Annotated in this window: 6 protein-coding genes; 3 read left to right on the top strand and 3 right to left on the bottom strand. The window is 70.7% G+C overall.

The window, feature by feature from the left end:
• The 3 genes from ACWGI8_RS15580 to ACWGI8_RS15570 all read right to left on the bottom strand — a co-directional run.
• Nucleotides 1–1,642: amino acid adenylation domain-containing protein (locus ACWGI8_RS15580; RefSeq protein ID WP_453661223.1), on the bottom strand; the 1,642-nt coding region annotated here is incomplete at its 3' end.
• A gap of 288 nt (nucleotides 1,643–1,930) precedes the next feature.
• Nucleotides 1,931–3,571 carry a PhpK family radical SAM P-methyltransferase gene (locus ACWGI8_RS15575; protein ID WP_453661222.1) on the bottom strand — a complete coding sequence of 547 codons (1,641 nt, stop codon included), beginning with the start codon at nucleotides 3,569–3,571 and terminating at the stop codon, nucleotides 1,931–1,933.
• A gap of 246 nt (nucleotides 3,572–3,817) precedes the next feature.
• The gene (locus tag ACWGI8_RS15570) at nucleotides 3,818–5,671 is read right to left on the bottom strand and encodes a BTAD domain-containing putative transcriptional regulator (RefSeq protein WP_453661220.1); all 1,854 of its coding nucleotides are present in this window, start codon (nucleotides 5,669–5,671) and stop codon (nucleotides 3,818–3,820) included.
• A 461-nt stretch (nucleotides 5,672–6,132) separates the two neighbouring features.
• Here ACWGI8_RS15570 and ACWGI8_RS15565 point away from each other — a divergent pair, with 461 nt between their 5' ends.
• The 3 genes from ACWGI8_RS15565 to ACWGI8_RS15555 all read left to right on the top strand — a co-directional run bounded on the left by ACWGI8_RS15565 (nucleotide 6,133) and on the right by ACWGI8_RS15555 (nucleotide 22,903).
• On the top strand, nucleotides 6,133–17,079 hold the full coding sequence (locus ACWGI8_RS15565) for an SDR family NAD(P)-dependent oxidoreductase (protein ID WP_453661218.1): 10,947 nt from the start codon (nucleotides 6,133–6,135) through the stop codon (nucleotides 17,077–17,079).
• A complete protein-coding gene (locus ACWGI8_RS15560; protein ID WP_453661217.1) occupies nucleotides 17,076–19,418 on the top strand; it encodes a type I polyketide synthase in 2,343 nt (780 codons plus the stop codon). The genes ACWGI8_RS15565 and ACWGI8_RS15560 overlap by 4 nt, the downstream gene beginning before the upstream one ends.
• Before the next feature lie 179 nt (nucleotides 19,419–19,597).
• Complete coding sequence (locus ACWGI8_RS15555; protein WP_453661216.1) at nucleotides 19,598–22,903, top strand: GH92 family glycosyl hydrolase; 3,306 nt, start codon at nucleotides 19,598–19,600, stop codon at nucleotides 22,901–22,903.
• Nucleotides 22,904–23,095 lie beyond the last annotated feature (192 nt).

Here is a 23,095-nt window from a genome sequence, read left to right as displayed (position 1 = left end):
TGTCGTGCAGACCGACCCGGTCCACTCCCAGGACCCGGCTCCACACCTCCGCGACTGTGCGCTCCACCTCACCGACCGGCTCCGCACCCTCCGAAACCGCCAGATCCTCCCGCGCCGGCACCGGCAACGCCGACCGGTCGACCTTGCCGTTCACCGTCAACGGGAAGCGTGACACCCGCACGAAGGCCGCCGGCACCATGTAGTGCGGCAGAGTCTCCTGCACCAACTCGCGCAACTCCACCGGCGACACCGGCTCAAGGTCGCTGCCGGACTTGGACGGCACCGGGCGCGCATAGGCCACCAACCGGCGGTCGCCAGGGCGGTCCTCACGCACCATCACCAGGCACTCCGCAACCCCCGGATGCCCGGCGACGACCGCCTCGACCTCTCCCGGTTCCACCCGGAAGCCACGGATCTTGACCTGCTCATCAATCCGGCCGACGAACTCCAGCACGCCGTCCGCACGCCACACACACCGGTCACCCGACCGGTACAGCCGCCCACCCGACCCACCGAACGGATCAGGCACGAACCGCTCCGCCGTCAGACCGGGCTGGCCCACATACCCCCGCGCCACCCCTTCTCCACCGATCAACAACTCCCCCGGCACCCCGACCGGCACCTCGCGCAAGTCCTCGTCCACCACGAAGACCCGCACCCCACAGACCGGCACCCCGATCGGCACAACTCCATCCCCACCGGCGCCCGAGCCCACCACACCCGCCACCGCAGTGATCGTCGCCTCCGTCGGACCGTAGGCATTCATGATCCGGGCGTTCGCGGGCAGAATCCGGCGCCAGGCGCGGATATCGCCGGGCTTGACGGTGTCGCCGCCGAGCAGGAGCAGCCGGATGGAGTCCAGTGACCCGTCGGCGTAGCTGTCCACGATGTGCTGTGCGTATCCGGGCAGCAGGTCCACCACGGTCGGCCGGGCCTGTCGGATCTTCTCGACCAGTTCGAGCGCGCCCCACCGGCCGACCGGCACCAGAACGCTCGCCCCGCGGGTCAACGGAGTGAGGCTCTGTTCGATGGCGACGTCGACGCCGGGGCGCGCGGGCTGCAGGACGCGGTCGGCTGCGGAAAGTTCGTACCGGTCGGCGATCGCCGAAGTGTGCTGGGAAATGGCGTGGCGGCTCACGCCGACCGCCTTCGGTCGCCCGGTCGAGCCGCTGGTGTAGATGACATAGGCGAGCTGTTCGGGGCACACGGCCGGCCGGGGGCGGAGCGCTTCGGCGTCGCCGTGCGCGGCCGCCGACACCGGGACGGCCGTCACGTCACCGAGCGGGAATCCGGCGCCGCCGTCGGGCACGATCGCGGCCCGGGCACCCGCACGGGAGACCAGGTCCGCCAGCCTGCGCGCCGGCTGGCCGGGGTCGACGGGGAGAAACGCGCCGCCGCTCTTGAGCACGGCGAGGTAGGCGACGAGGAGATCGGCGGACGGCTCCAGAACTGTCGCGACGACGGACTCCACGCCCACTCCGGCGGCGATGAGAGCGTGGGCCAGGCGGTTGGCCCGGCGGTCCAGTTCGCGGTAGCTCAGCACCAGGTCACCGTGGACGACCGCGGGCTCGTCCGGCCTGGTGTCGACGCTCCGCTCGAACTGGTCGACGATGTCCGTGACGGCTGTGTTCTCGATGACCATCTGACGCTTCTCCTGTATCGACCAGAAACGGAACGCGGGGTACGCGGCCTAGGGCGTGTTGCGAAAGTCCCGCCTGGCACGCGACGCCTGGCACGCACTCCCCCGTAGCCCTTCGGGCACGGGAGGTGCCCCCTCGCTGCGTTGTCGGACTCATCCAAGTACGCCCAGTACGAGGATGATCTCCCCCAGAGCTGCGCCTGGGAGGTGCCCCCACCGCCTTGCGATCGCACGCACCAGACGCCGCGGGCCCCGCCCTCCGGGCGGACGGCGCTACTTTCGCAACACGCCCTAGGCGGGGACCGCCCCGGGCAGCGGGGCACCGCCGACGCCGGCCGGCTTGAACTGCGCGGATTCGACAAGGCGGTCCACTGCGGCCGCGCTGACTTCGACCGGAGTGGAGCGACCTACGTTCTCCCCGACCGCGGCGTTGAACGCGCGCACGTACTGCTTCACCTGATCGAGGCTCATTCCCCGGCGCATCAGATAGAAGACGCTCCACAGCTCGAATCCGCTCTGCGGCAGCCAGAGGGAATCCGGGGTGTCAAGGAACATGTCGTCGATGATGTCGGCCGCCTGGTCGGAGGTCATCGTCCGGTGCCGCCAGTTGAACATCGAGCCGGATACGTCGAATTCATCGCGCCGTTCCCAGATCGGCGTGATGGGGTCGGCGTACCACAGTTGCGGACGGAAGAAGTCCGGCTGTGCCTCGGCCAGCAGGCTGCGGGTCTCGTCCACGGTCTCCTTCGTTTCACCGGGGAATCCGATGATGAGGTTCGCGTGGGTAACGATGCCGGCCTGCCGCAGCCGCGGAATCGCCCGCATGTAATTGTGCCGCCGGGCGGTCTTGTTCATTCCCTTGAGCATGGTGTCCGACCCGGACTCCACACCGAGGAAGACTCCCTCGCAGCCGGCCTCTGCCATCAGCTCGATGGTCTCGTCGTCGCCGTGGTCGCTGCGGTAGAAGGAGTTCCATCGGAACCCGTAGTCCTTCCGGATCATCATCCGGAGTATTTCTTTGAAGCGGACCTTCGGCACGTTCACCGTGTCGTCGATGATGGTGAGGCTGGTGACGGACCCGTGCTCCCGGATCCGGTCGAGTTCGAGCTCCACGAGTTCGGTCGGCTGGTAGATGTACTTGCCGGCCCGCGCCGGAAAGCCGCAGAAGGCGCACGAGAAGGGGCAGGACTTCGCGGTGCGCAGCGTGACGAACTGTCCCAGCGACCCTTCGAACAGGTGGTAGTCCACCATGTTCTGGTCGAGCGCGTTCGACTCGATCTTCTCGTCGTTGAAGACCCACTCCCCGTCTTCCCGGAAGATGACGTTCGGTATGCCGCGCAGCGACTTGCCTGCCTTGAGCGCGGCCAGCACGTTCGCCATCGTGCTCTCACCTTCACTGCTGACCACGTAGACGTCCGCACCGACGAGGTTGAGCACCTGACTGAAGGCGGACCGCGAGGTCTGCCGCGCGTAGTTGGCCACGAACGGGCCGCCGACGATCACCTTCGTCTTCGGGCTGTGCTCCCGGACGAACTGCACGACCTCGACGGCGGGATCGGGCGTGACGTACAGGGTGGTGGTGACCGCCACGGCGAGCGGTTCGTCGGCGAGCTTGGCCGCGAACTGTTCCTTCTCGTCCTGGAACAGGTTGACGTAGTCGAAGGAGTAGCCGTGCCGCGCCAGGAACGAGCCGAGGTAGGTGATGGTGGGCCAGAGCATCTCGAGATTGTGGTAGCGCCGGTCGTCGCCGTAGCTGTCCGCCACGCGTTGCCGGGTCAGGAAGTCGAGGGCCCGGGTCGGCACGCCCTCCCACTGCATGAAGGCGAGCGACAGGTCGCGGTACGCACCGGAATCGCGCCCCATGCCCGCGACCATGTCGACCTGCGCCGGAAAGTCGCCATCGTTGTGCCCAACGATGATGCAGTCCACCATGTCCACGGCCCCCTCCGAGTCACACAACTCCTGCGGTCGCGTCCGACAGAACAGGATCAGACAGATGCGGCCGACACACGGGCCGCCATGAGGATCATGGCGTTGGCATGGGGGGATGGGAATCCGGAGCGGTCCAGACAGGCAGCCGTTGACAACCACGCACTCCTGACGTAAGGAGCCGACGCGCCGGCGAGCGGACGACCACGAGCACCGGCACTCCGGGACCGGCCTGCACACCCGGCCTGCTCATGTGACGTGACAGGTACCGGAGTCGTGGATGCGGGACTGCTCGACCGCGTAGGCGCGCAGGACGGAGTGGAGGGAGTAGCGCCCCGGAATGACTTCGGTCAGCAGATGCGCGCGGGCGAGTGCCTCCAGGGCCGCTTGCGCCTGGTCGTGACCGCAGGCGGCCAGAGCGGCGGCGGAGGGCACCGTGATGTCCCCGTTCGGATGCAGGCCGAGCAACCGGAACATCCGGGCAGCCTCTTCGTCCAGGAGGCGATAGGACCAGGAGAACACCGTCTGGACGTCCGTGAGCACATCACCCGCGTCAAGGGCGGCCATCCGGCCGTGAGGTGCGCGCAGCTGGGAGACGAGTGACGCCAGGGAGGAGACAGGCTGCACGGCGATGGCGCGGGACGCCGTGACGTTCAGTGCCAGCGGGAGCCGGGCGCAGAGCCCGATCAGTTCCTCGACTGCCCTGGGTTCGGCGGCGACGCGTTCCGCTCCCAGCCGGTGTGTCAGCAGTTCATGCGACTCCGCCTCGCTGAGCAGGTCCAGCGGGAGCGGGCAGGCGCCGTCGAAGGCGACCAGGCCCGGCAGTCGGTCCCGGCTGGTCACCAGGACCAGACAACCGGCCGTGCCGGGCAGCAAGGGCCTGACCTGCTCGGAGTCGCGGGCGTTGTCGAGCACGACGAGCATGCGCCGTCCTGCGAGGAGGCTGCGGTAGAACCTGACCAGGTTCTCGAAATCCGCCGGAATCCGTTCCGGGTGAACTCCGAGCGCATCGAGGAATCCGTGGATCACCGTAGCGGGCTCCAGCGGAGTGCCGGTCGGGCCGAATCCATGCAGATTCACATAGAGCTGCCCGTCCGGAAACGAACTGGCGGCCCTGTGGGACCAGTGCACCGCCAGTGCTGTTTTCCCGACGCCCGCCGGACCGGTGATGGCGGCTGTCACCACCGTGCGCTCTGCCTTTCCCGCGAGCACGGTGACGGCTGCCTGCTCGTCCGCGCGTCCCGTGAAGTGCGGCTGGTCCGCCGGCAGTTGTGCCGGCTTCGGCGTCGGGGTGGCAGTCCTGGCTGATGTCGTTGTCACCGAGGAAGGCGCTGTGGCGGGAGCGGCGCGCAGCAGCATGGGGTCGTTGTCGAGTATGCGCTGATGCACCGTGCTCAGCGCCTGGCCGGGTCCGACACCCAGCTCCTTCCTCAGCCGGCGGCTGGTCGTGTAGAAGGAGTCGAGTGCTTCGGCCTGCCTGCCGGCGCCGTAGAGCGCCATCATCTGAAGCTCGCAGAGACGTTCGCGCAGCGGATGGGAGGCGACGAGTCCGGAGAGCTCGGCGGCGGCCTGGTTGTAGGCTCCGAGCTCAAGAGTGCATGCCAGCCGCTCTTCCTCGGCAACCAACTGCAGTTCGGTGAGCCGTGTTCGCTGGGTGGCCGCGTAGGGGCCCGGGATGCCTGCCAGTGCGGTCCCCGTCCACAGGGCGAGGGCATCGCCGTAGCGAGCTGCGGCGGACACCGTGTCGCCGGCCCGGTGGGACTCGCGGGCCTGGGTGACGAGGTGTGTGAAGCGGGAGAGATCACTCGACTCGGGTCCGGATTCCAGGAGGTAGCCACCCCCCATCGACCTGATGCTGAGTCGGCCGCGGGCTCCCAGTGTCTTCCTGAGGCGGTAGATGTAGGTACGTATCTGACGCGCCGACGATTGAGGGGCGTTCTCTCCCCAGATGCCGTCGACGAGCTCGTCGAGCGTCGCGGAGGCCCCTTCCCGCACGAGCAGGGCGGCCAGAACGGCCCGTTGCTGGGGATAGCCCAGGTCCAGTTCGACTCCGTGGTGCCAGGCACGGACCGCACCCAGGACGGTGAACGTCACTTCCGTCATGGACGGATCTCCAGGGAATGGAATGCGGCCAGGTCCCCCTGCTGGATCATGGAACAATCAATGAACCCTTCTCGGTGACGTCTCGTGACCTTCTGCGGGGCGTTGGCGCGTTCGGCGACGGCGTGGACGCCCCAAATCACGGTGTTGAACACCGGTGCGCACTCGGCGAGTTCGCCGCCCTTCGGCTTCGACCGGTGGCGGAGGACTTCCGCGGCGTTCTCGTGACCGAGGTCGGTCAGGGTGGGATGTCCACGGTGGCGGCGGGCCGTTCATGGAGTCGGCCAAGCCGTGGGCGCGGGCGAGTTGCGTGACGCGGGTGCCGTCGACACACCGGCGCAGGACGAGCACAACCCACTTGGTCGTCGCCCCCCGCTGACTGACCGAGTATCAATCTTCTATCTCCGCCATGCATGGTACCCCCGCGAGAAGGATCGTTTCGCTCTAAAGCAGGGGATGCGCAGATGACCGAGTTCGCCGGCCCTGATTTCACGGCTCACGCGGTCGGCCGGCCGCAGGGTGAGGTGGCGTCGGGGGCTGGACTCGCTCTGCGTCTGTCGAACCTGCCGGAGCAGGAACAGAGCCGGGAGCTCCTCGCTCTGGTCGTGGAGCACACACGGGCAGTTCTGCACCCGGCGGATGCGGACGCGCGGCCACGGATCCAGGCGGACATGACGTTCCGGGACCTGGGACTGGGCTCATTGCCGCTGGTCGCCTTGAGGGACCGGCTGAACACGGCGGCCGGGGTGGGTCTGCCGCCCACGGTCGGCTTCGACCATCCGACTCCCCGGTCGCTGGCCGGCCGGTTGCGCAGAGAACTCGGACTGGCGGACCCGGCGTCCGCTCCGGACTCGCAGCCGGTCCTGCACGACGAGCCCGTCGCGATCGTCGGCATCGGATGCCGCTTCCCCGGGGAGGTGCACTCGCCCGAGGACCTCTGGAGGCTGGTGTCCGAGGGCAGGGAAGCCCTGTCGGACCTCCCTGCCGACCGTGGATGGGACCTGGAACGCGTCTTCGCTCAGGATCACGCCCCTTCCGGGGCCGGTGGTGGCGCGCAGGGCGGATTCCTGGACACGGCTACGGAGTTCGACGCCGGCTTCTTCGGTATCGGTCCCCGCGAGGCAGCCGCGATGGACCCGCAGCAGCGACTGCTGCTGGAGGTGTCGTGGGAGGCGTTCGAGCGTGCGGGAATCGACCCCGCGGGCCTGCAGGGCAGTCGGACCGGTGTGTTCGTGGGCGTCGAGAACCACGAATACGGCGTACGTGTGCACGAGGCCGCGGACGATCTGCAGGGCTACCTCATGACCGCCAATGCCGGCAGCGTCGCCTCGGGCAGAGTCGCCTACAGCCTGGGCCTGGAGGGGCCGGCGATCACCGTCGACACGGCGTGCTCCTCCTCACTGGTCGCGGTGCACCTGGCGGCGCAGTCATTGCGACGAGGTGAGTGTTCGCTCGCGCTGGCGGGGGGCGCAGCGGTCATGGGCAGCCCGGGCGTCCTCACGGCGTTCTCCCGGCAGCGGGCCCTTGCCCCGGACGGACGGTGCAAGTCGTTCGCGGCGGGCGCGGACGGAACCGGCTTCTCCGAAGGCGCGGGACTGCTGGTGCTGGAGCGGCTCTCCGACGCCCGACGCCTGGGACACACCGTGCTGGCGGTCGTCCGGGGCTCCGCGGTCAACCAGGACGGTGCGTCCAACGGCCTGACGGCGCCCAGCGGCACGGCGCAGCAGCGGTTGATCCACGATGCGCTTGCTTCGGCGGGGCTGACGTCCAAGGACGTGGACGTGGTGGAGGCACACGGGACGGGCACCAGGCTGGGAGACCCGATCGAGGCACAGGCGCTGCTGGCGACCTACGGGCAGGAACGGCCCGAGGAGCGGCCGCTGTGGCTGGGGTCCGTGAAGTCGAACATCGGGCACACGCAGGCCGCGGCCGGTGTCGCCGGTGTGATCAAGATGGTCGGGGCGATACGGCACGGAGTTCTGCCCAAGACCCTGCACGTGGACGAGCCGACGCCGCACGCGGACTGGTCGGCGGGCCACGTCCGGCTGCTCGCCGAGTCGGTGGACTGGCCGGACCGTGATCGGCCGCGGCGGGCCGGGATCTCCTCGTTCGGTGTCAGTGGCACCAATGCGCACGTGATCATCGAACAGCCTCCGGCAGTGCACGCGGAGGAGCCGCCGGCCGCGGCGGAGGCGCCCGGACACCTCCCCGTCGCATGGGCACTGTCCGCGAAGGACACGCAGGCGCTGCGCGCGCAGGGAGCCCGGCTGCGGGCCCACCTGGACGCGACAGCCGACGAGGGTCTGCACGCGGTGGGCCGGGCACTCGCCGGCCACCGCGCGCTGCTGGAGCACCGCGCTGTGGTGTGGGGCTCCGGACGCGGTGATCTCGCCCGGGGGCTGGAAGCGCTGGCTGAGGGCCGGGAGGGTCCCGGACTGGTGAGCGGTCGCTGCGCCGAGGGGCAACTGGCGTTCCTCTTCCCCGGCCAGGGTGCGCAGCGCTTGGGAATGGGACGTGAACTTCGCAGTCTCCACCCGGTGTTCGCGCAGGCTCTGGACGAAGCCGCGGGCTACCTCGACCTGCAACTCGACAGACCGCTCCACGACGTGCTGTTCGCCGTCGACGGCTCACCGGAATCGGGGCTTCTGGAGCAGACGCAGTACACCCAGGCCGCGCTGTTCGCGGTGGAAGTCGCGCTGTACCGGCTGCTGGAGTCCTGGGGGGTCGAACCGGACTACCTGGCCGGGCATTCGGTGGGCGAGCTGGCGGCCGCGCACGTGGCCGGGGTGCTCTCACTGCAGGACGCGGCACTCCTGGTGGGCGCGCGGGGCCGCCTGATGCAGGCGTTGCCTTTCGGCGGGGCGATGGCAGCCGTCCAGGCGGCCGAGGACGAGGTGCGGCCGTTGCTGGGTCCGACGGTCGGCGTGGCCGCTGTCAACGGTCCCGACTCCGTGGTGGTTTCCGGCGACGAGGACGCGGTCATCCGCATCGTCGCGTGCTTCTCGGAACAGGGACGCCGGGTCAAGCGCTTGCGGGTGTCGCACGCGTTCCACTCGCCGCTGATGGAGCCGATGCTGGGCGAGTTCCGGCAGGTCGCGCGAACGCTGACCTATTCCGCTCCCCGCGTCCCGATCGTCTCGGGTGTGACCGGAACCCTTCTGGCCGACGACGCGCGCAACCCGGAGTACTGGGTCCGCCACGCGCGCGAGGCGGTGCGGTTCCATGACGTCCTCCAGTACTTGGCACAGCATGGTGTCGGGGCCTTCGTCGAAGCGGGGCCGAACGCGGTGCTCTCGGCGCTGGGACAGGATTCCCCGGCCCGAGGGGCCGTCTTCGTACCGGCGTTGCGACCCGACCGGGCCGAGGCCGACGCGGTGCTCTCCGCGGTGGCCCGGCTGCATGTCGCAGGCGTGCCGGTGGACTGGCAGCGGGTCATTCCCGGGAGTACTGCCGCTCCCGCGGAACTGCCGACCTATCCGTTCCAGCGGCGACGTCACTGGCTCACGGCCCCGGACCCGAGCGGCGATCCCGCCTCGCTGGGCCTCGGGCCGGTGGACCATCCGGTGCTGGGCGCGGCCACGGAGTTGCCGGACTCGGGCGGTGTGGTGCTCACCGGGCGGATCTCCCCGAAGGACCATCCCTGGCCGGCCGGCACCCAGGTGGCCGGCCGCATGGTCCTCGCGCCGAGCGCCTTCGTGGAACTCGCCTGGCGGGCCGGTGACGAGGTGGGCTGCGGTCAGCTCAAGGAGTTCGCCCTGGAGGGCCCGCCGGTGCTGTTCGAGAGCGGCGCGGTGAAGCTCCAGGTCGTCGTCGGTGCGGCGCGGGGCGGGGAACGGACGGTGACGGTCTACTCCAAGGCCGAGGGCACCGGCTCCGACTGGGCGCGTCACGCGAGCGGGGTGCTGTCGGAGGAGACGAGCACCGCGCCGTTCGACCTTGCGCAGTGGCCACCGGCGGGTGCCGTTCCGGTGGGCGTCGAAGAGCTCTACGAGAGGCCGGCGCAGCAGGGCTTCGACCACGGTCTGCTCTTCGCGGGGGCGCGGGCAGCCTGGAGGCGCGGCGAGGAGATGTTCGCCGAGGTGGCACTCCCCGAAGGGAACGCCGGTCGAGCACACGGCTTCGTACTGCACCCGGCCTTGCTGGAGGCCGCCACCCACCCGTGGTCGGCGGCGCGGCCCGGAACGGACGGGATCCGGGTGCCCTCGTCGTGGCACGGCGCGACCCTGTACGCAACCGGGGCCCGAGAACTCAGGGTGCAGGTGGTTCCGCAGGGCACGGACGCTGTCGGCCTGCGACTGGCCGATACGAGTGGGCGGCCGGTCGCCTCGGTGGATTCCCTGCGCATGGGACCGCTCGCGCCCGAGCGCTCCGGCGCCGCGTCCGGTGCGGCGTCCGGTGCGGCGTCCGGTGCGGCTTCGCAGGCCGCGCTCCTGAGCCTGCGGTGGGACAACCGGCCATTGACGCATCAGGCGAATCCGGCGCCGGACGAGGGCGGCCTCGTCGTAGTCGGCGATCACACGGAAGCGAACGGCGCCGGGCTGCCGGCCTTCCGCGACGTCAAGGCTCTGGCCGAGGCTGTGGCCTGCGGCGGCGTCAAGGTCCCGCGAGTGGTTGTCATGCGATGTACGGGACCTGCGGGCGAGGAAGGCGACGTGCCCCACGGTGTCCGGACCCTTGCCACCGAGGTGTTGGAGGCGGTGCAGGCCTGGCTCGGGCAGCAGCAGTTCGCTTCCTCGCGTCTCGCCGTCGTCACCCGTCGGGCGGTCGCCGTGTCCGGCCAGGAGGAGGTGGATCTGCGCCACGCGCCGGTCTGGGGACTGGTACGCGCGGCAGAGGCGGAGAACCCCGGCAGGTTCGTCCTCATCGACGTCGACGACGTCCACGTGGAGGACAGCCGGCTGGCGGCCGCCGCCTGTTCCGGCGAGGCCGAGGTGGCGCTGCGCTCCGGGCGGGCGCTCGTGCCGCGTCTGGCGCGGATACGGGAGTTGCCCGAGGCGGGCCACGCCGCGTCCTGGCGGCGTGATGGGACAGTCCTGGTGACCGGTGGTACCGGCGGCCTGGGCGCACTGGTGGCACGTCACCTCGTGACCGTGCACGGCGTACGTGGTCTCCTGCTGGTCAGCCGTCGCGGATCGGACGCGCCCGGCGCGGAGGATCTGCGTGAGGAGCTGGAGCGGCTGGGCGCCGATGTCACCGTGGCCGCGTGCGACACGGCGGACCGTGACGCACTGGCACGGCTGCTGCGGCGGATTCCCGCGGAACGGCCGCTGACCGCCGTGGTTCATGCATCTGGGGTGACCGACAACGCCTTGGTCGGAGGGCTGACACCGCAGCGGCTGGACGTGGTGCTGAGGTCCAAGTCGGATGCCGCCTGGCATCTGCACGAGCTGACGAAGGACCTCGATCTCGACGCCTTCGTCATGTTCTCCTCCGCGGGCGGACTGGTCCTGGCGGCGGGGCAGGGCAACTACGCCGCGGCCAATGTGTTCCTCGACGCCCTGGCCTGCCGTCGTCGTGCCCAGGGCCTGCCGGCGCAGTCCCTGGCCTGGGGTCTGTGGGACGTCGAGACAGGGCTGGGCGCGCGGCTCACCGGCAACGACCTGGACCGGATGCGCCGGTTGGGCCTGCCGGCCCTCACCGTGCCGGATGCCCTGGCCCTGCTGGACGCGGCCCTCGCCCTCGACGCCGGGACGGACCCGGGGTCCCCGCCGGACTCTCTCGGGCACGCGGCCGTACTGGTGCCGATCGGGCTGGATCAGTCCGCGCTCCGGGCCGGCCAGGAGCATGTACCCGCGCCGCTGCTCGGTCTGGCACGGCGTGCGGTACACCGCGCGCCGAAGAGTGCTCAGGAGGCCGGCACGCTGCTCAGCCTGTTGCACGGACGGCCCCGGAACGAGTGGGAGGCCCTCGTACTGGACCAGGTGCGTACCCATGCCGCGCAGGTCCTCGGTCACGACGGGCCGCACGACATCCCCGTGGACCGGCCGTTCCGGGACCTCGGGTTCGACTCGCTCGGCGCGGTCGAGCTGCGCAACCGTCTGGGCCTGCTCACGGGACTTCAGCTGCCCGCCGGCCTGGTGTTCGACCATCCCACCGCGCTGGCGGTCGCCCGGCATCTCCTGAAGACCGCAGATGGCCCGACCGCGCAGACGCAGGTTTCCGCTGCGCCGGCCGGGGAGGTCCGGCATTCCGCCGGCTCGGCTCCGGAACACGAGCCGATCGCGATCGTGGGGATGGGCTGCCGCTATCCGGGCGGGATCGGCTCCCCGGAAGAACTGTGGGATCTGGTGGCCGCCGGCGGCGACGCCATCACCGGCTTCCCCACCGATCGCGGCTGGGACCTCGACGAACTGCTGGACCCCGATTCCGCCGAGCCGGGCAGTACATATGTGAGAGCAGGTGGGTTCCTGCACGAGGCAGGAGCCTTCGACCCGGCGTTCTTCGGTATCTCCCAGCGTGAGGCCGAAGCGATGGATCCCCAGCAGCGCCTTCTGCTGGAATGCTCGTGGGAGGCGTTGGAGCGGTCCGGAATCGATCCCTCCTCGCTGCACGGCAGCCGGACCGCGGTCTTCGCCGGTGTGACCGACATGGGCTACGGCTCATGGCCGCACCACGATCTGACCGAGTACAACGGCTATCTGGGCACCGGCAACACCCCGGCCGTCGCGTCCGGCCGGATCGCGTACGCCCTCGGGCTGGAGGGTCCGGCGATCACCGTGGACGCGGCCTGCGCATCCTCGCTGGTCACCCTGCACCTCGCCGTCCAGTCCCTGCGCCGTGGCGAGTGCACACTGGCGCTGGCCGGCGGAGCCACCGTCATGGCGACGCCCAGTTCGTTCGTCGAGTTCGGATCACTGCGGGTGCTGGCCGAGGACGGACGCAGCAAGGCCTACGGCGCCGGCGCGGACGGCGCCGGCTGGGGCGAAGGCGTCGGAATACTGGTGCTGGAGCGTCTCTCGGACGCCCGTCGCAACGGTCACAACGTACTGGCCGTCGTTCGCGGTTCGGCGGTCAACCAGGACGGTGCGTCCAACGGCCTCACCGCGCCGAGCGGCACCGCCCAGCAACGGGTCATCCGTCAGGCGCTCGCCGATGCCGGGCTCGAACCGGTGGACATCGACGTGGTCGAGGGGCACGGCACCGGAACCGCGCTCGGCGACCCGATCGAAGCAGAGGCACTGATCGCGGCCTACGGACCGGATCGACCCGAGGGACGCCCGCTGCTGCTCGGCTCGATCAAATCCAACATCGGGCACAGCCAACTGGCCGCCGGAGTCGCCGGAGTCATCAAGATGGTGATGGCGATGCGCCACGGCACAGCACCGCGCACACTCCACGCCGACGAACCCTCGCCGCTGGTGAACTGGTCCGCCGGCACGGTCCAGGTGCTCGGTGAGCAGCAGCCGTGGCCCCACACGGAGCGACCTCGGCGGTCGGCTGTCTCCTCCTTCGGCATCAGCGGGACCAACGCGCACGTGATCCTCGAAGGCGTCACCCGGACAGCCGCTCCCTCCCGTGAACCCGGCGGCACGGCCGTGGTTCCCTGGACACTGTCCGCCGTCGACGCCCCGGCGCTGGCGGTGCAGGCAGCGCGCCTGCGTCATCACCCCAGCGCCTTGGAAGCCGATCCCCTCGACGTGGGGTGGTCGTTGACGACCGCGAAGGCCGCCCTGGCCGAGCGCGCCGTCGTCCTGGGGAGCGACCGGCAGGCCCTGCTCGACGGGCTGGCCGCCGTGGAGGCCGGTGTGCCGCACGCCCAGGTGGTGCGAGGCACTGTTTCCGGCAGTGACCACCGCGTGGTGTTCGTCTTCCCGGGTCAGGGCACGCAGTGGCCCGGAATGGCAGCCGAACTGACGGACACGTCTGCGGTCTTCGCCGACTCGATGGCGGCGTGCGCGAAAGAACTGTCCGCCTTCGTCGACTGGTCCTTGCTCGATGTCGTGCGGCAGGTCCCCGGAGCCGCGTCACTCGATCGCATCGACGTCCTGCAGCCCGTGCTGTTCTCGATCAATGTTTCCCTGGCTGCCCTGTGGCGCTCCCTCGGTGTGGAACCCGCTGCTGTCGTGGGCCACTCGCAGGGCGAGGTCGCGGCGGCCCACGTGGCCGGAGGGCTCTCGCTCCGCGACGCCGTGCGTATCGTGGCGCTGCGCAGCAAGGCGCTCGTGGCACTGTCCGGCAAGGGCGCGATGCTGTCCGTGCTCGCTCCGGCGGCGCGGATCGAGGAGCGGATCGAACGCTGGGGGGACGCTCTGTCGGTCGCGGCGATCAACGGCCCGGCCGGCACCATCGTCTCAGGTGAGTCGGCCGCGGTCGACGAACTGGAAGCGGAGCTGGCCGCCGAGGGGCTGCGGGTGAGCCGTGTCCGCGGCGGAAACGCGGCCGGGCACAGCCCGCAGGTCGAGAAGCTGCGCGAGGAACTCCTCACTGCCCTGGCCCCCATCGTGCCCCGGACGTCGGAGGTCCCCTTCTACTCGACCGTGAACGGCCGGCTCATGGACACCGCGGAACTCGACGCCGGCTACTGGTACCGGAACATGCGTGAGCCCGTGCGGTTCCATGCGGCGGTCGAGGCTCTCGCAGCTCAGGATTACAGGGTCTTCGTCGAGGTGGGACCGCACCCGGTGCTGACGGGCGGCCTTGAGGACACCCTGGCGGAGCGGGTTGTCGACCCGGTGGTCACGGGGTCGCTGCGCCGGGGACAGGGCGACCTCCGGCAGTTCCTGTCCGCGGCGGCGGCGTTGTACGTCTCCGGCGTACGCGTCGACTGGACCCCCCACTTCCCCAGCGCCCGCCGGGTGGACCTGCCGGCATACGCCTTCGCACACCGGCATCTGTGGATGATCCGGCCGACGACAGGTGGGCGGAGCACCGGTACCGGTCACCCCCTGCTCGATACGGTGGTGCACCTGCCCGACGGCGGGCTGGTGCTGAGCGGGTCGCTGTCCGCGAGCGACCGCCCGTGGATGGTCTCCCACCGGGTGGACGGCGACGCGGTGCTGTCCAGTGGTGTCCTGCTGGAACTGGCGCTGCACGCCGGCCACCGCGTCGGCTGCGGCCTGGTCGACCGGCTGGACGTACGGTCCGCAGCCGTTCTCCGCGAACACGGCGGGCTGTGCCTGCAGATCTCCGTCGGTTCGCCCGACGGCACGGGCCGGCGCAGCCTTGCGTTCCACTCCAGGCCGGACGGCGGAACGGACCATGCCTGGGTGTGCCATGCCACGGGCGTACTGGCTCCCGAGCCGGTCACTCACCGCCCGGATGTGCCGGACTCATGGTTGCCCCCTCGCGCCACCGAGATCGATGTCGACACCCTCTGTCTTCCGGACCGGGCTCCGCGTTGCGTGCAACGTATGTGGCGGGCCGGGAACGAGGTCTTCGCAGAGCTGGCGCTGCCTCACGACCTGCACGCATCCGAGTTCGCCGTCCACCCCGTGCTGCTGGACGCCCTGCTGCACCCGAATCTGCCCGAGGTCCCCGACCGGTGGCGGGCCGTCCGTCTGCATGCCGTCGACGCGACCCGGGTACGCGTGCGGCTCAGCAGCGCGCAGGACGGCACCGTGACCGTACGGGCCACCGACCACACGGGGGCTCCGGTACTGACGGCGACATCAGCGCTGCGGACGGTCGGCCCGCAGTGGCTGCGAGAAGCCCGTACTGGACATCTGGACTCGCTGTTCCAGGTCGACTGGACCCCGGTGCCGGTGGACCGGGCGCCGACGGCCGGGTGGACCGTACTCGACCCGTTCCTGACACGACGCTTCCCCGGCCTGCCCCGCCACTGCGACCTGGCCGGTCTGCTGTCGGCCACGGAGCTGCCGCAGGTGGTGATCCTTCCGCTGCCCGCGGTCGCCGGCTCCTCGGACACACCCGGCACGGTCCACACCCGGATCAAGGCCGTGCTGCATCTGATCAACGCCTGGCTGGCCGAGGACCGGCTGGGCTCTGCGCGCCTGGTGTGTGTCACGCAGGGACCCGGCCTCGGGGCCGGTGCGTACTGGGGCCTGGTACGGTCCGCGCAACTGGAGCACACGGACCGGCTGGTGCTCGCCGATATCGAGGACGACAGCGGACTCGTCCCGTCGGCCGGTGCCCTGGCTGCCGGACACACCCAGTTCAGGGTGCGTGAAGGCACGGTGCGGATACCGCGACTGGTACGCACCGCGGCGGCTGAGGGCCAGGCGGTGACCTGGAGCGAGTCAGGCACCGTACTGATCACCGGTGGAACCGGCGGCCTCGGCTCGCTGCTGGCCCGTCACCTGGTGACCGAACACGGCGCCCGCAGCCTGATGCTGGTGAGCCGTCAAGGTCCGGAGTCACCGGGCGCGGCCGGACTGCAAGCCGAACTGCAGGCGTCGGGTGCGCGTGTATCGGTGCACTCCTGCGATGTGGCGGACCCCGTCGCCCTCACCGAGCTGCTGGCCGCCGTGCCGGCGGACGCACCGCTCCGAGCCGTCGTGCACACCGCGGGCGTACTCGCCGACGGCGTCCTGTCCACGTTGACGTCCGACCAGGTCGACGCCGTCCTGCGGCCGAAGGTCGAGGGAGCCTGGAACCTGCACACGCTCACCGCACACCTGGACCTGGCCGCGTTCGTTCTCTACTCCAGCGCCGGCGCGGTCTTCGGAGGCGCCGGACAGAGCAACTACGCCGCGGCCAACGGTTTCCTGGACGACCTCGCGCAGCACCGGCATACCCTCGGGCTGCCGGCCCTCGCACTCGACTGGGGGCTCTGGGAACACGAAAGCGGGATGGGCAGCCATCTCGGGGACGACGACTTCCGCCGTATCGCCGGCCAGGGCATCAAGGCACTGACCGACGCCGAGGGCATGGCGCTCTTCGACGCGGCGCTGGCCGGCGGCCGTCCGGTTCTCGCCCCCGTCTCGCTCAACTGGCCCGCTCTGCACGACGCGCGTCACCATGTGCCGGTTCTGCTGCGGCACCTGCTGCGCGACGCCACCCGCCGGGTGGCCGACCAGCCTGCCGAGCGGCAGCAGGACGACTCCGAGGGGCTGCTGACCCGCCTTGCCGGCCTGCCCCTCGCCGAGCAGGAGGAGGAACTGGTCGAGTTGGTGATGTCACAGGTCGCTCTGATCCGCGACGGAGAACTGACCGACCCCCGACGGCCGTTCCGGGACGCCGGATTCGACTCACTCGCCTCACTCGACCTGCGCAACCGGTTGCGGGCGGTGACCGGACTGGTCCTGCCTGCTGCGCTGGTCTTCGACCATCCCACCCCGAACGATGTCGCCGCCTACCTCCGGGACCGGCTCCTGCCCCAGCAGGAAGGGGAGCCGACCACCACCGACCCGGCGGCCGATGGGCCCACCGCCGTCGATACCGACGAACTCGACCGCATGGACGGCGAAGATCTGCTGCGGCTGTTCCGTGCACAGAGCCAGGAGCGTGAGTGAGCAACACCGAGGAGTTCATCGAGGCCCTGCGCGCCTCGATGAAGGAGAACGAACAGCTGCGCCGGGAAAACCGCCGACTGGCCGGGGCCGCAGCCGAACCGATCGCCGTCATCGGCATGGCCTGCCGGTTCTGCGGTGGTATCGACAGCCCGGAACGGCTCTGGCAGCTCCTTGATCAAGGCGACTCCGTACTGTCCTCCTATCCGGAGGACCGGGGCATACGAACCGACGAGTGGTACGACCCCGATCCTGCGGCCACTCGGCGCAGCGATACCCTCCACGGCGGTTTCCTGTCCGACGCAGGCCACTTCGACGCGGAGTTCTTCGGGCTGTCCGACGCCGAGGCCACGTCCATGGACCCGCAGCAACGGCTGCTGCTGGAGGTGTCCTGGGAAGCAATCGAACGGGCGGGAATCAGCCCGCAGTCGGTGCGGCACAGCGACACGGGAGTGTTCGTCGGAGCCACCCACTCCCCGTACCCGCTCCTGCCCTCGCCCGAGCCGGACGACTTCGGGCTCACTTCCAACACCGGCAGTGTGCTGTCCGGGAGGATCGCGTACCACCTCGGCCTGGCAGGTCCGGCCCTGACGGTGGACACCGCTTGCTCCTCCTCCCTGGTGGCGCTGCACCTGGCCGTCCGCTCCCTGCGCTCGGGCGAGTGCGCGTTGGCGCTGGCGGGCGGCGTATGTGTGATGACCGACCCGCGTGTGCTCGTCGAGCTGTCCCATCTGCACGCCCTGTCGGCCGACGGCCGGTGCAAACCGTTCGCCGCCGGGGCCGACGGCACGGGCTTCGCGGAGGGCGCGTCCATGCTCCTGCTGGAGCGGTTGTCCGACGCGCGACGCCATGGCCACCGGGTGCTGGCGGTGGCCCGCGGCAGCGCGGTCAACCACGACGGGCCGTCCAACGGCCTGATGGCTCCCAACGGCCCTGCACAGCAACGGCTCATCCGCCGGGCCCTGGACGATGCCCGGTTGTCCGCGGCAGAGGTCGACGTCGTGGAGGCCCACGGGACCGGGACCAGCCTCGGTGACTCCATCGAAGCCGATGCCCTGCTGGCGACGTACGGCCGGTCACGGACTGGTGATCAGCCCTTGTGGCTGGGGACCCTGAAGGCCAACATCGGCCACACCCAGGCCGCGTCGGGGGTGGCCGGTGTGATCAAGACGGTGCTCGCGATGCAGCACGGTGTTCTCCCGGCCACTCCTCACATCGACGCACCGACCCCCGAGGTCGACTGGTCGTCGGGCAGCGTCGAGTTGCTCACCGCCCGGCGGCCGTGGCCGGCACCGGGCCGGCCCCGACGGGCCGCGGTGTCCGCGTTCGGCGTCGGCGGCACGAACGCTCACGTGGTCCTGGAGGAAGCCGCCCCCGCCCCGGACGGTCCGAGTGATCCGGTGCGTCCGTTGCCGGTCACCGCCTGGGTGCTCTCCGCTCACAGCGGTCCGGCACTGGCCGAACAGGCCGGGCGGCTGCGGGCGTTCGCCGAGGAACGCTCCGGGACGAGCGTCCTCGACATCGCGTGGTCCCTGGCCGCGACCCGGTCCGTGATGGATCACCGGGCCGTGGTGTGGGGGACGGACCGGACCGGCCTGCTGGCCGGCCTGCGCGCCCTGGAGGAGGGCCGCACAGCCGCGAACGTCGTGACCGGCGCACAGGTGCGGGGCAGGGCAGCGATCGTGTTCGGCGACTGCCCGTGGCCGGCCGGCAGCGCCGCCGAGCTCGCCGATGCCTTCCCCGCGATCTCGGAACCACTGTCCCTGGCACACGATCGGCACCCCTCTACGCCGGAATACGCGTTCGCGGTCCAACTCGGCGTGCACCGCCTGCTCGAGACGCTGGCGGTGCGGCCCAGGGCCGTCGCGGGACTGGGCCGCGGCCGCATCCTGGCCGCGCACGTCTCCGGCGCCGTGCCGTTGTCGGATTCCCTGCGGCTCCTGGCGGCCGGGGATCCTCCGGGCCTCGACGTCACCGAACCCCGGATTCCGCTCTTGTGCGTCCGGAGCGGCGCCAGGCTCACCCGGACCGGTCTCACTGCCCCCGGCCACTGGGCGGACGCGGCTGCCGACACGGAATCACTTGCCCGGGGCCTGGGGTCCGAAGGCGCGTCCCTGGTCATCGATCTGGCCGCCGCGTTGCCGGCCGACTCCGTGCGGGAGGGCGTCACCGTGGTCCGGACCGCCGGTGCGGTGACCGCCGTGGCCGCGGTCACCGAGATCCTCGCGTCGCTGTTCGTCGGCGGATGCGCACCGGACTGGACCACGTACTACGCCGCCCGAGGAGCACGGACCGTGGAACTGCCGACCTACGCCTTTCAACGCCGGCACTACTGGGCCTGAGTTACCGATGCGAACCGGGCCCGGAGCGTCAGGTGGGCGGTGCGCCCGGGCCCGGTGTGCCTCGGACGGAGCCGCCGGGCATTGAACGGCAGTTCTCGACAGGTCCATTGACAGGGCCGTGGGCGCATGACACGGTTTCGCGGATCCGATTCAGACAACGTTGTCAAAGAGGTGGCCCGATGCGACTCCCGGCAATCTGGATGCGTAACAGAGTGGGAGGAGGTGCAGTCGCTCTCACGTGCGCCCTGCTGACCGTCGCGTTGCTGCTCGGCAACGTGCTCGTGCCCGCACGGGCCGACGCGGCACAGGCCGACGGCCCCGCCGCGCTGGTGAATCCGTTCGTCGGCACGCAGAACTTCGGCAACACCTTCCCCGGTGCGAGCGCGCCCTTCGGCATGGTCCAGGTCAGCCCCGACACCGGCGGCCAGGGCGGCTACGACTACCAGCAGAACAAGATCCACGGCTTCAGCCAGACCCACCTCTCCGGGGTCGGCTGCGAGGTGATGGGCGAGCTGCCCATCATGCCCACCACCGGTGCCGTCGACAGCGTGAACCCCGACGACTACCGCTCGGCGTACTCGCACGACGACGAGGACGCCGAGCCCGGCTACTACCGCGTCGGCCTGAAGACGTACGGCATCGACGCCGAGCTCACCGCCACCGAGCGCACCGGCTGGCAGCGCTACACCTTCCCCACCAGCGGCGCCGCGAATGTGCTGTTCAACACCGGCAAGGCCAACCAGAAGGTGTTCGACTCGGAGGTGCACGTCGTCGGTGACCGCACCGTCGAGGGCCGCATCGAGGCCGGCAACTTCTGCGCGGGCAAGGACCGGCACACCGTCTACTTCACGGCCGTCTTCGACCGGCCCTTCAAGGCCCACGGCACGTGGCGCGGTTCCAGCCCCGAGCCCGGCGGCCGGGATGCGGCCGGTGCGGGCGGCAACGGCGCCTGGGTGACCTTCGACGCGACCGAGGACAAGGACGTCGTGGTCAAGGTCGGTTTGTCGTACACCGGCACGGAGGGCGCCCGGAAGAACCTCGCGGCGGAGACAGGCGACTCGTACGACTTCGACGCCACGCGCACGAAGCTGCAGGCCGCGTGGGAGAAGCAGCTCGACGCCATCCGGATCAGCGGCGGCACCCGGGACCGGCAGAGCGCGTTCTACACCGCCCTCTACCACGCGCAGCTGCACCCGAACCTCGCGGGCGACGTGGACGGCCGCTACGTCGGCTTCGACGGCAAGGTCCACGCGGCGTCCGGCTTCACGCCGTATCAGAACCTGTCGCTGTGGGACACCTACCGGCCGCAGAACCAGCTCCTGGAGCTCCTGGAGCCGCGGGTCGCGCGCGACGTCGCGCTGTCGGTCCTCGCCATCGGCCGGGACGGCGGCTGGCTGCCCCGGTGGGCGCTCGCCAACAGCGAGACCAACATCATGACCGGTGACCCGGTGACCCCGTTCCTGGTCGAGGCGTGGTCGAAGGGCCTGCTCGCCGGGCACGAGGAGGAGGCGTACGCGCTCCTGAAGAAGAACGCGACCAGGACCCCGCCCGCCGACTCCCCGTACAACGGCCGCTCGGGCGTGAACCATTACGCGAAGCGCGGCTACATCCCGTCCGGTCTCGCACTCGGCAAGGACTGCGCCGACAAGGGCGGCGACAACGACTGCAACCACCCGGCCTCGGCCACCCTCGAGTACGCCGCCGCGGACGCGTCGCTCGCGCTGATGGCGCGCGGGCTCGGACACTCCGCGGACGCGAAGATGTTCACCGCACGCGGCCAGTGGTACCGAAACCTGTGGGACTCCTCGATCCGCCAGTTCCGGCCGCGCACAGCCGACGGCACGTGGCAGACGCCGTACGACCCGGTCGAGGCCGGCCGCCAGTTCCACGAGGGCGGCGCGTACCAGTACCAGTGGCTCGTACCGCAGGATCCGGCCGGGCTGGTGGGGTTGATGGGCGGCAGGCGCGCCACGGAGAAGCGGCTGGACGAGTTCTTCGTGTACGACAAGCTGCTCACCGACCCGGCGGGCACGGTACGCAAGGACTGGATCTCCCAGCCGTACGACTACTACGCCAAGCCGACGTACAACCCGAACAACGAGCCGGATCTGCTGGCTCCGTACGTGTACCACTGGGCCGGTGCGCCGGCGAAGACCGCGACGGTGGTGCGGGCGGCGATGTCCCTGTTCACCAACGGCCCGGACGGCATGACCGGGAACGACGACCTGGGCACGATGTCGGCCTGGTACGTGTTCTCCTCGCTCGGCCTGTACCCGACGATGAGCGGCGGTGACTTCCTGGCGCTGTCCAGCCCGCAGTTCGAGTCGGCGACCGTCCGGATCGGGAAGCACGGCGGGAAGCAGGGCGGCACGCTGACCATCAAGGCGCCGGGGGCGAGCGACGCGTCGCGGTATGTGCGGCGCGTGTCGCTGGACGGCAAGGACGTGCGCAAGTCGTGGCTGGGCTGGGACGCGGTCGCGCACGGCGGCACCCTGGCGCACGAGCTCGGCACGGCACCCTCCTCCTGGGGTACGGAAGAGGGCGCCGAACCGCCGTCCGTGGGCCGGGCCGGAGCAGACGGCCGCCGGCACGTCGACGCGTCACTGCGCACCTCCTCGGACGTCGTACCGGCGGGCGACGCGGACCGGACCGCCCACCTGACCCTGGACGTACTCGGTCAGGCACCGGACGAACTCCGCGTGACCGTGACGCCGAAGGCGCCTTCTGGCTGGAAGGTGGCGGCGACGCCCAACTCGCCGCTGGTTCTGCGTTCCCGGCACCTGCCGGTGCAGCAGAACGTGTCGCTGGCGGTCACGGTGCCGGCCGGCACCCCCGTCGGGTCGTATCCGGTGTCGGTCGCGGTCGCCGCGAGGGGCGCGAACACGGTGCTCCGCACCGCCACCGTCGAGGTCCGTCCGGCGGCGACATGCGCGACGGCATCGGGCGAGCAGTGCGCGGTCGACCTCCGCCGCGATCTGAACCACGACGGCACGGCCACGGCGGCGGAGCCGGGCCAGGGTGACTTCGACGGCCTCGGCTGGAGCTACGACGCGGACCTGCTCCCGAAGGCCGGCACCGTCACCTGGGGCGGCGTGGCCCATGACGCGCCCGACCCGTCCGGCACCGCGGCGAACTTCGTCGAGGCCCGCGGTCAGGCCCTGCTGCTGCCCGCCCGCGCCCACTCCTCGCTCCGCCTGGTCGCCGCATCGCACAACGGACCGGTGACGACCCGGCTGACCGTACGGTACGTGGACGGCAGCAGCGTCGAGGTGCCGGTCACGGTCGGCGACTGGGCCGGGTCGGCACCGGCTGGCAGCTCCGTCGCGCTCGAGATGCCGCACCGGATCAAGGACGGCCAGGGCATCGACGGCCCGACGGTGCGGCTGTTCGGCGATACGGCCAGGCTCGACGCCTCGAAGACGCTGCGCTCGCTGACGCTCCCCGCCGACCCGCGCGTGGAGGTGTACGCGATCACCCTGACGTAGGGCCTGTCGTGAGCGGGCATGCGGGCCCATGGGTGCCCGCATGCCCGGTCTCCATGCAGCTAGGGCGTGGTGCGACAGTCCCGCCTGGCCCGCGCCGCCGGGCCCGCCCCCCCCCCGCCCGCGGAGGGGAGCGGGGGTGGCCCCCCCCTGCGGGGTGGGACTCATCCACGTACGCCCCGTGCGAGGAGGTTG

It is taken from the genome of Streptomyces sp. NPDC054841, from assembly GCF_053611045.1.
The sequence above is the reverse complement of the archived record's forward strand: the minus strand, read 5'-3'. Positions and strand labels throughout refer to the sequence as shown.

Coding starts and splice junctions, on each gene's coding strand:
- ACWGI8_RS15575 (WP_453661222.1), bottom strand. CDS start 3,571: ATGGTGGACTGCATCATCGTTGGGCACAACGATGGCGACTTTCCGGCG.
- ACWGI8_RS15570 (WP_453661220.1), bottom strand. CDS start 5,671: ATGACGGAAGTGACGTTCACCGTCCTGGGTGCGGTCCGTGCCTGGCAC.
- ACWGI8_RS15555 (WP_453661216.1), top strand. CDS start 19,598: ATGCGACTCCCGGCAATCTGGATGCGTAACAGAGTGGGAGGAGGTGCA.
- ACWGI8_RS15565 (WP_453661218.1), top strand. CDS start 6,133: ATGACCGAGTTCGCCGGCCCTGATTTCACGGCTCACGCGGTCGGCCGG.